The 11,485-nt window shown below is 72.1% G+C and carries 16 protein-coding genes; 8 read left to right on the top strand and 8 right to left on the bottom strand.

All coding sequences use genetic code 11. The annotated features are described in order from the left end of the window. The first annotated feature begins 25 nt into the window (after nucleotides 1-25). The 5 genes from VFZ92_RS36880 (at nucleotide 26) to VFZ92_RS36860 (ending at nucleotide 4,278) form a co-directional block, all read left to right on the top strand. On the top strand, nucleotides 26-1,114 hold the full coding sequence (locus VFZ92_RS36880; RefSeq protein ID WP_330881709.1) for an ABC transporter substrate-binding protein: 1,089 nt from the start codon (nucleotides 26-28) through the stop codon (nucleotides 1,112-1,114). A gap of 29 nt (nucleotides 1,115-1,143) precedes the next feature. Next, on the top strand, nucleotides 1,144-1,941 hold the full coding sequence (locus VFZ92_RS36875; protein WP_330881707.1) for an ABC transporter ATP-binding protein: 798 nt from the start codon (nucleotides 1,144-1,146) through the stop codon (nucleotides 1,939-1,941). Further along, entirely contained in the window at nucleotides 1,919-2,818 is a 900-nt protein-coding gene (locus VFZ92_RS36870; protein WP_330881705.1) for an ABC transporter permease, read from the top strand. The genes VFZ92_RS36875 and VFZ92_RS36870 overlap by 23 nt, the downstream gene beginning before the upstream one ends. Beyond that, a complete protein-coding gene (locus VFZ92_RS36865) occupies nucleotides 2,815-3,564 on the top strand; it encodes a sirohydrochlorin chelatase (protein ID WP_330881703.1) in 750 nt (249 codons plus the stop codon). The genes VFZ92_RS36870 and VFZ92_RS36865 overlap by 4 nt, the downstream gene beginning before the upstream one ends. A 108-nt stretch (nucleotides 3,565-3,672) precedes the next feature. After that, complete coding sequence (locus VFZ92_RS36860; protein WP_330881701.1) at nucleotides 3,673-4,278, top strand: cyclase; 606 nt, start codon at nucleotides 3,673-3,675, stop codon at nucleotides 4,276-4,278. Between the two features lie 180 nt (nucleotides 4,279-4,458). Here the strand turns inward: VFZ92_RS36860 and VFZ92_RS36855 are convergent, their stop codons facing one another. Both VFZ92_RS36855 and VFZ92_RS36850 read right to left on the bottom strand, forming a co-directional pair. Next, nucleotides 4,459-4,929, bottom strand: a complete 471-nt coding sequence (locus VFZ92_RS36855) for a helix-turn-helix domain-containing protein (protein WP_330881699.1) — start codon at nucleotides 4,927-4,929, stop codon at nucleotides 4,459-4,461. Beyond that, the gene (locus tag VFZ92_RS36850) at nucleotides 4,926-5,546 is read right to left on the bottom strand and encodes a DJ-1/PfpI family protein (RefSeq protein WP_330881697.1); all 621 of its coding nucleotides are present in this window, start codon (nucleotides 5,544-5,546) and stop codon (nucleotides 4,926-4,928) included. Before VFZ92_RS36850 ends, VFZ92_RS36855 begins: the two co-directional genes overlap by 4 nt. 183 nt (nucleotides 5,547-5,729) lie before the next feature. Here VFZ92_RS36850 and VFZ92_RS36845 point away from each other — a divergent pair, with 183 nt between their 5' ends. Then, nucleotides 5,730-6,509, top strand: a complete 780-nt coding sequence (locus tag VFZ92_RS36845) for an enoyl-CoA hydratase-related protein (protein WP_330881695.1) — start codon at nucleotides 5,730-5,732, stop codon at nucleotides 6,507-6,509. Here the strand turns inward: VFZ92_RS36845 and VFZ92_RS36840 are convergent. Together VFZ92_RS36840 and VFZ92_RS36835 are read right to left on the bottom strand one after the other, a co-directional pair. Next, nucleotides 6,506-6,919, bottom strand: coding sequence for a hypothetical protein (locus VFZ92_RS36840; protein WP_330881692.1), 414 nt, complete (start codon nucleotides 6,917-6,919; stop codon nucleotides 6,506-6,508). The genes VFZ92_RS36845 and VFZ92_RS36840 overlap by 4 nt on opposite strands. A 56-nt stretch (nucleotides 6,920-6,975) precedes the next feature. After that, nucleotides 6,976-7,611, bottom strand: a complete 636-nt coding sequence (locus VFZ92_RS36835) for a class I SAM-dependent methyltransferase (RefSeq protein ID WP_330881690.1) — start codon at nucleotides 7,609-7,611, stop codon at nucleotides 6,976-6,978. An 85-nt stretch (nucleotides 7,612-7,696) separates the two neighbouring features. On the opposite strand from VFZ92_RS36835, the gene VFZ92_RS36830 reads away from it, so the two are divergent. Next, nucleotides 7,697-8,629 (top strand): AraC family transcriptional regulator, encoded by a 933-nt coding sequence (locus VFZ92_RS36830; RefSeq protein WP_330881688.1) that lies wholly within the window; start codon nucleotides 7,697-7,699, stop codon nucleotides 8,627-8,629. Nucleotides 8,630-8,668: 39 nt separating this feature from the next. Here the strand turns inward: VFZ92_RS36830 and VFZ92_RS36825 are convergent, their stop codons facing one another. Genes VFZ92_RS36825 through VFZ92_RS36815 form a run of 3 tightly spaced genes read right to left on the bottom strand, consistent with a single transcriptional unit; the run spans nucleotide 8,669 to nucleotide 9,753 of the window. Then, on the bottom strand, nucleotides 8,669-9,010 hold the full coding sequence (locus tag VFZ92_RS36825; RefSeq protein WP_330881686.1) for a barstar family protein: 342 nt from the start codon (nucleotides 9,008-9,010) through the stop codon (nucleotides 8,669-8,671). Then, the gene (locus VFZ92_RS36820; protein ID WP_330881684.1) at nucleotides 9,007-9,492 is read right to left on the bottom strand and encodes a ribonuclease domain-containing protein; all 486 of its coding nucleotides are present in this window, start codon (nucleotides 9,490-9,492) and stop codon (nucleotides 9,007-9,009) included. Before VFZ92_RS36820 ends, VFZ92_RS36825 begins: the two co-directional genes overlap by 4 nt. Nucleotides 9,493-9,501: 9 nt before the next feature. Beyond that, nucleotides 9,502-9,753 (bottom strand): hypothetical protein, encoded by a 252-nt coding sequence (locus VFZ92_RS36815; protein WP_330881682.1) that lies wholly within the window; start codon nucleotides 9,751-9,753, stop codon nucleotides 9,502-9,504. 68 nt (nucleotides 9,754-9,821) lie between these two features. On the opposite strand from VFZ92_RS36815, the gene VFZ92_RS36810 reads away from it, so the two are divergent. After that, on the top strand, nucleotides 9,822-10,787 hold the full coding sequence (locus VFZ92_RS36810) for a zinc-binding dehydrogenase (protein ID WP_330881680.1): 966 nt from the start codon (nucleotides 9,822-9,824) through the stop codon (nucleotides 10,785-10,787). Between the two features lie 39 nt (nucleotides 10,788-10,826). On the opposite strand, the gene VFZ92_RS36805 is transcribed toward VFZ92_RS36810, so the two are convergent. Continuing rightward, entirely contained in the window at nucleotides 10,827-11,432 is a 606-nt protein-coding gene (locus tag VFZ92_RS36805; protein ID WP_330881678.1) for a DsbA family oxidoreductase, read from the bottom strand. Nucleotides 11,433-11,485: the final 53 nt, after the last annotated feature.

Here is an 11,485-nt window from a genome sequence, read left to right as displayed (position 1 = left end):
ACATCCCCCGAAAGGTCTTCCCGCCGTGAGCAGCAACCGCAGGATCCTCGCCACGTCCCTCGCCGTACTGACGACCTTCGCCACGCTCGCCGGGTGCTCACGGGCGGGCAGCGACACCCCGGCAGCGGCGCCCGCCGCGTCCGACGACAAGGGCCCGGCCGCCGAGGTGCGGCTCGGCTACTTCCCGAACGTCACCCACGCCGCCGCGCTGATCGGCGTCGACAAGGGCCTGTTCGCCAAGGAGCTGGGCTCGACCAAGCTGACCACGCAGACGTTCAACGCGGGCCCTGACGAGGTCAACGCGCTGCTCGGCGGGTCGCTCGACGTGGCGTTCATCGGGTCCGGCCCGGCGATCAACGCCTACTCCAAGTCCAAGGGCGAGGCCGTGCGGCTGGTCGCGGGCGCGACCTCGGGCGGCGCGCAGCTCGTGGTGAAGTCGGACATCAACTCCGCGGCGGACCTCAAGGGCAAGACGATCAGCACGCCGCAGCTGGCGAACACGCAGGACGTGTCGTTCAAGAAGTGGCTGGTGGACCAGAAGATCGCCGCGGGCAGCGGGGCGGACCAGGTCAACGTGACCAACACGGAGAACGCGGCGAGCCTGGACCTGTTCAAGCAGGGCGGCATCCAGGGCGCGTGGGCTCCGGAACCGTGGTCGTCGCGGCTGGTGCTGGACGCGGGCGCCAAGGTGCTCGTGGACGAGAAGACGCTGTGGGACCAGGGCAGGTTCCCGACCACGGTGATCATCGTGCGCACCCAGTTCCTCAAGGAGCACCCGCAGACCGTGGAGGCGCTGCTCCGGGGTGAGGTCGCGGCGATCGACTGGGCGACGGCGAACAAGACCGAGGCCAAGACCGCCGTCAACGAGTCGCTGAAGAAGCTGACCAGCAAGGCGCTGGGCGAGCCGGTGCTGGACCGCGCGTTCGAGAACATCGAGCTGACGGTCGACCCGCAGGCCAAGCAGTTCCCGCAGCTGGCCAAGGACGCCGTGACGGCGGGCGTGGCGAAGGAGGCGGCGGACGTGACCGGTTTCGCCGACTTCACGCTGCTGAACAAGGTGCTCTCCGCGGCGGGCAAGCCCACCGTCGACACCGCGGGCCTGGACAAGAAGTAGCCGAACACTCGAGGGAAGGCAGGCACACCATGACCGCCACGCTTGAGGCCCCGACCCCGTCCGACACCAACGCCGCCGTGGCGCTGTCGGGCGTGCGCAAGGTGTTCGGCCACGGCGCGGGCGCCGTCGTCGCACTCGACGGCGTCGACCTGCGGGTCGAGCCAGGGGAGTTCGTGTGCCTGCTGGGCGCGTCGGGCTGCGGCAAGAGCACCTTGCTGAACCTGGTCGCCGGACTGGACGCGCCCACCTCGGGCGACATCGCGCTGACCACCTCGCGACCCGCCGTCATGTTCCAGGAAGCGGCGCTGATGCCGTGGCTCACGGCCGCGCGCAACGTCGAACTGCCGCTGCGCCTCGCCGGGCTCAAGAGGGGTGCCCGGCGCGCCAAGGCGAACGAACTGCTGTCGCTGGTCCGCCTCGGCGAGTCGGGCGCCAAGCGGCCGCACGAGCTGTCCGGCGGCATGCGGCAGCGCGTCGCACTGGCCCGCGCGCTCGCCTCGACGCTGGGCAGCGCCGAAGCGGGCACGCCCGGCCTGCTGCTGATGGACGAGCCGTTCGCGGCGCTCGACGCGATCACCCGCGACGTGCTCCAGGCCGAACTGGTGCGGGTGTGGCGCGAGACCAACACGGCCATCGTGTTCGTCACGCACGACGTCCGCGAGGCCGTCCGGCTCGGCCAGCGCCTCGTGCTGCTGTCCTCACGCCCCGGCCGGGTCGTGCGGGAGTGGAACGTCGACGGCCTGAGCGGTGCGGACGAGGCGGACTCCATCGAGGAGATCACCGCACACCTGCGAGAGGTGATCAGTGGCCACGCCGCAGCCTCCTGAGACGCTCGAAACCGACCGCGGCCTGGCCGCGGTCGGCGCCGGGCTGGACGCGCTCGACGCTCCCGCTCAGAACCAGAAGAAGTCGCCCTGGCAACGGTTCCTGCACACTGCCGTGCCGCCGCTGATCGCGTTCGGACTGCTGCTCGGCACGTGGCAGGCGCTCTGGGCCTCGGCGCTCTGGCCGGAGTTCCAGCTGCCCGCCCCGGCCGCCGTCTGGGACACGATCTGGGCGACGGTGCGGTCCGGCGACGCGGGCGAGATCCTGTGGACGTCGGTGTCGCGCGCGGTGCTCGGGTTCCTCGTGGCCGTGGTCATCGCGACCCCGCTGGGACTGCTGATCGCCAAGGTGCGGGTGGTCCGTGCGGCCATCGGTTCCCTGCTGACCGGGTTGCAGAGCCTCCCGTCGGTGGCGTGGGTGCCCGCCGCGATCCTGTGGTTCGGCCTCACTCCCACCGCGATCTACTTCGTGGTGCTGATGGGTTCCGTGCCGTCCATCGCGAACGGCCTCGTGTCGGGCATCGACCAGATCCCGCCGCTGCTCCCCCGTGTCGGCCAGGCGCTGGGAGCGGGCAAGCTGTCGTCGGCGCGGCACATCCTGCTGCCCGCCGCGCTGCCCGGCTACCTCGCCGGTCTCAAGCAGGGCTGGGCGTTCTCGTGGCGCTCGCTGATGGCGGCGGAGATCATCGCGACCTCCCCGCAGCTCGGTCTCGGCCTGGGCCAGTTCCTGCACAACGGCCAGTCGCTCAACGACATCTCCATGGTGATCGCCGCGATCTTCCTCATCCTCCTCGTCGGCATCGGCATCGAACTCCTCCTCTTCCGCCCGCTGGAACGCGCCGTGCTGCGCGCCCGTGGTCTGACGGGGGCCTTCGGATGACCCCGCTCATCGCCGTCGCGCACGGCAGCCGCGACCCGCGGTCCGCGGCGACCGTCGCGGAACTGCTGGACGTCGTCCGCGTGCTCAACCCGGCGGTCGACGTCCGCCCGGCGTTCCTCGACCTCTCCGCGCCCCGGCTCGGCGACGTGCTCCGCACCGTGCACGGCGAGGGGCACCGGCACGCCGTCGTCGTGCCGCTGCTGCTGGGCAAGGCCTTCCACGCCCGCGTGGACGTGCCGGGCGCGGTGGCCGAGGTGCAGCGCCAGTTCCCGAGGCTGTCGATCACGATCGGCGATGTCCTCGGTCCCGACCCGTGGCTCGAATCGGCCGCGCTGCGCAGGCTCGCCGAAGCGGGCGTCCGACCTGCCGACCGGACCACCGGCATCGTGCTGGCGGGCGCGGGCTCGTCGCACGCGCCCGCCAACGCGGCCGTGGCCGCGACCGCCGCGCGCTGGGCGGCCCGCTCGGGCTGGGCGGGCGTCGAACCCGCGTTCGCCTCCGCCACCCAACCGGACGTGCCCACGGCCGTGGCCCGCCTGAGGGCTCGCGGCGCGACCCGCATCGCCGTCGCGTCGTGGTTCCTCGCCCCTGGTCTGCTGCCGGACCGCATCACCTCCCGAACGCTGGAACTGGCACCGGATGCCCTGGTAGCGGCCCCGTTGGGCGCCGATCCAGAGGTGGCCGAACTGGTGTTGCACCGCTACTCGACGGCGTTGGCGGGCAGCGAGGTTCGTCAATACGCGTGATTCGTCCGATCAGGCGACAGGCCCTTGACGTGAAACCTACTCACAAGTAGTCAGTAAGGCACGCCGCTTCCGCTGGACGCCCTCCCACCTCAACGGGGAGAGGGAAACATGAAGACAGCCGTATTCGCCGCGCTGGCCCTGCTGCTCGCGACGAGCACACCAGCCTCCGCCGAACCGCACGCGATCACGTACAAGTTGAAGGCGACCGCGCTCGGACAGAGCGCCGAGTTCACCCTCGACCAACCGATCGACGCGACCGCACCGGCAACGGTCGCGCCCGGTGGCGCGGTCACCGCCGTCATCGACCCGGCACCGAACAAGGTGCCTGCCGAGGCCGCCGGTTACACCGTGCGCGAGATCAGGACCATCACCCTGTCGCTTCCCGTGCCCGCCAACTCGACGTTCCAGTCCGTCACGGCCACCGGCGGTGCCGGACTCGGCAGCACCCCGACGATCGCCCTGTCGGGCAACAACGTGGTGCTCAGCATCGCGGGCCCGATCAAGGGCGGCGCCGACTTCGAACTGCCCACCATCACCCTGAACCTGGTGGCGGGCGGCTCCGGTGCCATCAGCACCCAGCTGGGCGGCAGCAGCTACACCTCGCCGGGCCTCACCTTCACCGCGGGCATCAGCGCCTTCGGCATCCCGCTGGACGCCCCGGCCACCGGCTACCCGGACCCCAACCCGATCCTGACGACCACCACCATCGGCTGATCCGACCGTGTCGGGTGCCGTGCGGAGTTCCGGAGACCCCGCACGACACCCGGCACGAGCCGAACCCGCGACACCCGAACAGATCCACCGATACCGTCCACACCAGACCTCCCGCCACGTGACCGTGTTGTCATGGCCATGAGCGTATTTGGGGACCGGTGGTCATAGAAGGTCGGAAATTCACTCGACCTCGTGAAGTCGCCCCCGGTCCGCGTCCAGGTTCGCCACCAGCCGGTCCATCACGTCCAGCGCCACCCGCAACTCCTGCGCCCCAACGGATGCCGTGATCCGGTTGGCCCACGCGTACTGCGCCTCGCGCAGGCTCTCCACGGCCGCGTACCCCGCCCCGGTCGGCCGGAACAGCTTCGCCCGCCGGTGCGCCGGGTTCGGCAGGTACTCGGCCAAACCCCTGTCCACCAACAGGTCCGCGATGCGCTGCACGCTCTGCCGGGTCAGCCCCATCTCCCGCGCGATCCCGGACACCGACAGCGGTTCCCGCAGCACCGCCCCGAGCACCTGCCACCACGCCGCCGTGAGCCCGACCGGTTTGGTCATCACCTCGGCCGCCTCCAGGAACCCCCCGTACAGCCGGAACGTCCGCATGACCACGTCGGTCAGCACGTCACCGGCCTCGGACCGCGGTGCGATCACGACGCCGCCGCCATCAGCTTCCCGAACCAGGCCGGGTCCCCGGTGCTGAACAGGCCGTACCAGGCCTGGAGGACCTCGGGCGAGTACAGGTCCAGCTCGGCGAAGATCTCGCGCGCGAACTCGACCGCACCGGCCGCCCCCGCCGTGATGAGCCCGCGGTCGGTGTGCGCCCGCACGGCCCGGAAGCGGTCCGCACCGCCGTAGCCGGGCACGTGGACCAGTTCCTCGACGGCGTTGCCGGTGTGGTCGCGGTCGTCGAGCAGGCCCTCGGCGGCCAGGCCGGTCGTGGCGCCGCAGATCGCCGCGACCGGGACGCCGGAGGAGAGGAAGCCGCGCGCGGCGGCGGCGAACGGGGCGAGCGCACCGGACGCCCACAGGCCCGCGCCGGGGAGGATCAGCATCGCGCTGTCGGCCGGGTCGAGGTCGGCCAGGACGGTGTCGGGCGTGATCCGCAACCCGCCCGCGGACGTGACGGTGTCGAACGTCAGCCCCACCGTGCGGATCTCGTGGCGACCGGGGGAGAGCTGCCAGTCGGGCGTGTTGATCGCCGCCGTGGCGAACCCGAACTCCCAGTCGGCGAGCGTGTCGTAAACCCCGAGGTGCACCGTCGATTTCATGACAGCAGCCTGTCATGTTGACAGACTGCTGTCAATCCACTCAAGACCCGCGCTGGAGGCTCACCTCCTCTCCCCCGGAGGAAAGGCAGCCGCGCACCGACACCGCGAGAACCGACTCGCCCGATCGCGTGCCCCACCCCGAGCCCCACGGGCACCGGGGCCGGGGATCGTAGAGTGCGGGTCATGGCAGACGAGCTGGTCCACTACGAGGTGCGGCGCGGCATCGCGACGATCACGCTGGACTCCCCCCACAACCGCAACGCGCTCTCCGCCCGGCTGCGGGCCGAACTGATCGCCCACCTGAGGACCGCGACGGCCGACGACGCCGTGCGGGTGGTCGTGCTGAGCCACACGGGCACCGTGTTCTGCTCCGGCATGGACCTCAAGGAAGCGGGCGGGACGACCGCGAACGAGCAGGGGGTGAACGAGTTCCCGGCGATCCTGGAGCGGATCCGGACCAGTCCGAAGCCGGTCGTCGCCCGGCTGGCCGGTCCGGCGCGGGCGGGTGGGGTCGGGATCGTGGCGGCCTGCGACATCGCCGTGGCGGCCGAGAACGCGACGTTCGCGTTCAGCGAGGTGCGCATCGGCGTGGTGCCCGCGGTGATCTCCGTGACGGTGCTGCCCCGGCTGCTCCCCCGTGCCGCGCACGAGCTGTTCCTCACCGGTGAGGCGTTCGGCGCGGCCAGGGCGAAGGACATCGGGCTGATCAACTCGTCCGTGCCCGCCGACGAGCTGGACGCCGAGGTGCGGCGCTACGCGGACATGCTGGCGCTGGGCGCGCCGGGAGCGCTGGCGGCGACCAAGCAGATGCTCCAGGAGCCGCGCCGGTCGAACCTGGGCGAGGTGTTCGCGGACATGCTGGAGCTGTCGGCGCGGCACTTCGGCGGACCCGAGGGCCAGGAGGGCATCGCGGCGTTCGTCGAGAAGCGCACACCCTCCTGGGTTCCGACCGAGGAGGGCTAGAACCAGCCGGTGCACTCGATGTGCCCCTGCGAGGAGCCGCAGGCGCGCATCAGCCGGTTGTCGTTCTTGAACGCGTCGGTGTGCTTGCCGTCCCCGTGGTCGATGCGGGTGTAGCCGAGGAAACCCTGGTAGTCGGAGCCGTCGGGCTTGCGGCGGTCGGTCCAGACCTCCTCGCCGTTCGTCCCGCCGGAGATGCGCCCCCAGGCGCACTGGGTTGTGTTCGACGCTCGGAGTTCGACGACCCGGCCGGTCACCGTGACGACCGGGTTGTCGCCTCCGGCGACGTCGAACGGCGTGATGGGGCGCTCGTGGTCGCACCCCGGTTCGGAGGCGGCGAAGGCGGGCGCGGAACCGAGGACGGCGACCGTGGCGGCGGTGGTCAGGAGCGCTGCGAGGCGAAGCGGATTCATGGGACGACACTGTCCTGGTCGCCCCGCCGACCCGCTCGCCGACCGAGATCACGCCGTTACCGAGACGCCCGGTAGTGCGCGAAACCGCCTGGGAACGACCTCCCCCTGCTCACCTCCGCGGCGTCGCGCAGGCCCGCCTCGGCCATCAGCGCCACCGCGGTCTCGCCGAGCGGGTGCCCGTGACCGTGACCGCGCTTCGACCAGAACAGCCGGTGCGCAGGCGCGGGCTCCTGGTGGTCGAAGTCGAGCAGGTGCAGGCTGCCGCCCGGTGCCAGCACCCGGCGGACCTCGCGGAGCGCGTCGACCTTCTGGGCCGCGGGCAGGTGGTGGAGCATGAACGCCGACAGCACCCGGTCGACGCTGCCGTCGGCGTGCGGGAGCTCGTCGGCGAAACCCCGGTCGAGCCCGATGTCCACCCCGGCGCGGGCCGCCTTGCGCCGGGCGAGCGCGAGCGCGTCCGGGTCGGGGTCGAGGCCGATCACCGTCGCACCCGGCGCCGCGCGCTTGGCCAGCAGCAGCACGGTGCCGGTGCCGCAGCCGATCTCCAGCACGGTGCCGCGAGGGGGCAGGGCGGCCTGGGCGACGAGCTGCCACTGGGCGTCCTTGGCGCCGAGGAGCGTGCTGAACACGTCGTAGAACGGCAGCAGCGAGCGCTTGCCCATCGCGGGCAGGTAGGCGCGGTCTGTGGTCACGGTGTTCTCCCAGGAACGAAGTTCGGCTGACCCTGCTAGCCTTCCAACGCCCTGACCTGCCAACAAGTGATGAAGTGCGGCTCTGATGGCACTATCTTCCGATCACGACGGCGCTCTGCGCCCGACGCGTCGCACGGCGCAGGGCGTCCCCCTGGTCGACTACGTCCGGACCGCGGGCCTGCCGTCGGTGTCGGTCGAGCACTGGACCGGCGGCGAACTGCGGGACCACACGTCCTCGCTGGGCACCCACGCCCACGACTTCCTCGTGCTGTTCTACGTGGAGCAGGGCGACGGCGTGCTGCGCGTGGACGGCCGGGACTGGGAACTCGCGGCGGGTGACGCGTTCGTCATCGCCCCCGGCGCGGTCGTCGCGCCGGGCCGCACCCACCCGAGCGAGCGGGGCGAGGCGTGGGCGGTGTTCTTCCCCGTCGACGCGGTCGACCCGACGGCCTCCGCCTCGCTGGTCTCCTGGCGGACCCACCCGCTGCTGTCGCCGTTCATCGGTGACCACCGCGGCGGCGGGCAGCGGTTCCGGGTGCCGCCGGGCGACCGGCAGGCCTGGTCCCGGCACCTCGCCGACCTCGACGCCGAGGTGACCGGGCGGCTGGACGGCTACGCGGACGCCGCCCGCGCGCACCTGACGCTGCTGCTGGTGCGGCTCGGCAGGCTCCAGGTCGACCTCCCCGGCGACCCCGGCGTGGAGCCGCTGGTCGCGGCCGTCTTCGACGTCGTGGAGAACCGGTACCACGAGCCGATCTCGCTGCGGGACGTCGCGGACGCGGTCGGCCTGACGACCGGGCACCTCACCACGGTGGTCGGCAGGCGCACCGGCCGCACGGTGCAGCAGTGGATCACCGAGCGGAGGATGCGGGAGGCGCGGCGGCTGCTGGCCGACACGGACCTCACCGTCGGCGAGGTCGCGCGCCGGGTCGGCTACCGGGAGGCGGGCTACTTCGTCCGCCGGTTCCGCACCGCGCACGGCGTCACGCCCGTGGCGTGGCGGCGGGCGGGCCGCTAGCGCCGCCACGACGAGCCCCGCCTGGCGGCGAAGGCCGGTTCAGTCCGCGCGGACGACCGTCAGCACGCGGTCGCCGAGTTCGGCGGTGCGCCGCACGGCGTCGTCCAGCACGGCGTTCACGCTCTCGCCGCCCCTCGGGTCGTGGCGGACCAGTTCGGCCGACCGCGGCCAGATCAGCACGTGCTCGCCCTCGGGCAGCCACGACAGGTCGGTCAGCGAGTCGTAGAGGGCGTCCAGGTTGTGCCCGAACCACTCGGGGAACGACAGGGCGGCGGCGATGGCCTCGATGGCCTGGTGCCGCGAGGTGATGGTGTCGCCCCGCAGCACGTGCGGGTGCGCGCCGCGGTCGCGGGCCGCCTCCACGGCCTCCTGGACGGTCACTTCCGCACGTCCACGATCACGAAGGAGTCGTAGTGGTCGGAGGTGTAGTAGACCTCCTGCTGGGTGCCCGTGATCAGCCTCCGCGCTCCGCGGTCCGGGCTTCCGGGGGTCGGCACCGTGTACTCCTTGTAGTACTCGCCGGGCTTGGCGGGCAGGCGCTTCTCGCGGTTCTGGAACTGGACGCCGTCGTTGCGCGGGTACGGGAACGGCCCGTTCTGCTCGATCAGCTTCCACGTCTGCGCGGCCTCCGGGGGCAGGCTCGACAGCGGTCTGACCGCCAGCCCGGACTCCTGGCTCGCCTGCTCACCGCCGGGAGCGGCCGACGTGGACCGGCCCGGCGCGGACGGCTTCACGGACACCGTGCCCGAGGGCTGTCCGCCGGAGGACGGGGAGGACGACGACAGGTCCTTGAAGACCCACCCGAACACGACCAGGGCGATCAGGCCAACGAGCGCGACGGAGAGGCGCCTACCAGGAGTCACCGGGCCAGCCTACGAACCGCCGCCGAGGTGCAGCGTGTGGGGCTCCCGGACGTCGGTCGGCAGCGCCCCGACCGGTGGTTCGGCGTCCTTGTTGGGCGTCACGCGCGCCGAGGCGCGGTCGACCGCGCGGTCGATGAGCCGGGCCACGACCAGGCACAGGGGCAGCATGAGCCCCATCATCAGCGGAAATTGCAGCACGAAGGGCAGCTGGGTCAGCCACAGCTCGACCCCGTCCCACCACTGCGCGATCCCCTCCAGCACGACACCGAGCCTAGTCCGGTGACGCGCCTCACCGCAGGCCGCCCAGGTCAGCTGGGTATGTTCGCTGCATGTTCGCCGTCTACGCAGCCGAGCCGAGCCCGCAGGACCCCCTTGCCGCGTTGCGGGTGGGTGAGCGTCCCGAACCGGAGGTGCCGGAGGGCTGGGTGCGCGTGGGGGTGCGAGCGGCCAGCCTGAACATGCACGACCTGTGGACGCTGCGGGGCGTCGGGATCAAGGCCGACCGGTTCCCGATGATCCTGGGGTGCGACGGCGCGGGGGTGCTCGACGACGGCACCGAGGTGGTGCTGCACTCCGTGATCGGCGACCCGGCGTGGTCGGGCGACGAGACGCTCGACCCCGGCCGGACCCTGCTGACCGAGAAGCACCAGGGCACGTTCGCCGACCACGTCGTGGTCCCGAGGCGCAACGCGCTCGCCAAGCCCGCCGGGCTGTCGTTCGCCGAGGCCGCCTGCATGGGCACGGCGTGGCTGACCGCCTACCGGATGCTGTTCGTGAAGTCCGGGCTGCGGCCCGGCCAGACGATGCTCGTGCAGGGCGCGTCCGGCGGGGTGGCGACGGCGCTGGTCCAGCTGGGCCGCGCGGCCGGGTTCCGGGTGTGGGTGACCGGGCGCACCGAGGAGAAGCGGGCGCTCGCCGAGTCGCTGGGGGCGCACGCCTCGTTCGAGTCCGGCGCGCGGCTGCCCGAACGGGTGGACGCGGTGTTCGAGACCGTCGGCAAGGCGACCTGGTCGCACTCGATGAAGGCGCTCAAGCCGGGCGGCATCGTGGTGATCTCCGGCGCCACCAGCGGGGACGCCTCGGCGGCCGAGTTGCAGCGGCTGTTCTTCCTCCAGCTGCGCGTGGTCGGCTCGACCATGGGCACGCGGGAGGAGCTGGCCGACCTGCTGGCGTTCTGCGCGCTGAACGACCTGACGCCGCGGATCGGTCAGGAGCTGCCGCTGGAGCGCGCCGAGGAGGGCCTGCGGTCGATGCTCGACGGCGAGACCTCCGGCAAGATCGTCTTCACCCGCTAGACCTCTCGGGCGCGCCTCCCGCGGGAGGCGCGCCCGTGGTCAGGCCCCGCGCAGCAGTTCGAGGATGACGGACGGGTCCTGCGCGCCGGACACGCCGCGGTTGCCGACCACGAACGTCGGCACCGAGCGGACGCCGATCCCGATGCCCTCGGCCAGCTCCTGGCGGACCCGCGCTGTCAGCGCCTCGTCGTGCAGCGCCTCCTCGGCCCCGGTCAGGCCGGCGTCGGCGGCCAGCTTCACCAGCACGTCCGGGTCGCCGACGTGCTGCCCCTCGGTGAAGTTCGCCCGGAAGATCCGCTCCTGCACGGCCCCCTGGACGCCCTGCTCGTGGGCGAGGCTGATCAGCTTGTGGGCGTCGAGCGTGTTCGCCTGCCGGGTCGCGCCGAGGTGGTACTCCAGACCGACGCTCGCGGCGACCTGCTCCACGCGCTCGTGCGCGGCCTTCACCGCGTCCGCCCCGCCGAACTTCGCGGCCAGCGCCTCGGTCATCGGAGCGCCGTCGTTCGGCGACGACGGGTCGAGCTGGAACGGGCGCCAGCGCACCTCGACCGGCTCGCCGTCCCACGCCTCCAGGGCGCTCTCCATCTTGCGCTTGCCGATGTAGCACCAGGGGCACACGACGTCCGACCACACTTCGAGTCTCACGACAGGTCGCAACACCCGACTGCCGGACCTTGTTCCCGAATCGCCCCCCGAGC

The sequence above is a fragment of the Umezawaea sp. genome, assembly GCF_036375055.1.
Lineage (GTDB): Bacteria > Actinomycetota > Actinomycetes > Mycobacteriales > Pseudonocardiaceae > Umezawaea.
The sequence above is the reverse complement of the archived record's forward strand: the minus strand, read 5'-3'. Positions and strand labels throughout refer to the sequence as shown.

Bases quoted from the DNA above. Each gene is read 5' to 3' on its own strand.
- VFZ92_RS36875 (WP_330881707.1), top strand. From the start codon at position 1,144: ATGACCGCCACGCTTGAGGCCCCGACCCCGTCCGACACCAACGCCGCC.
- VFZ92_RS36865 (WP_330881703.1), top strand. From the start codon at position 2,815: ATGACCCCGCTCATCGCCGTCGCGCACGGCAGCCGCGACCCGCGGTCC.
- VFZ92_RS36860 (WP_330881701.1), top strand. From the start codon at position 3,673: ATGAAGACAGCCGTATTCGCCGCGCTGGCCCTGCTGCTCGCGACGAGC.
- VFZ92_RS36850 (WP_330881697.1), bottom strand. From the start codon at position 5,546: ATGAAATCGACGGTGCACCTCGGGGTTTACGACACGCTCGCCGACTGG.
- VFZ92_RS36845 (WP_330881695.1), top strand. From the start codon at position 5,730: ATGGCAGACGAGCTGGTCCACTACGAGGTGCGGCGCGGCATCGCGACG.
- VFZ92_RS36840 (WP_330881692.1), bottom strand. From the start codon at position 6,919: ATGAATCCGCTTCGCCTCGCAGCGCTCCTGACCACCGCCGCCACGGTC.
- VFZ92_RS36830 (WP_330881688.1), top strand. From the start codon at position 7,697: ATGGCACTATCTTCCGATCACGACGGCGCTCTGCGCCCGACGCGTCGC.
- VFZ92_RS36810 (WP_330881680.1), top strand. From the start codon at position 9,822: ATGTTCGCCGTCTACGCAGCCGAGCCGAGCCCGCAGGACCCCCTTGCC.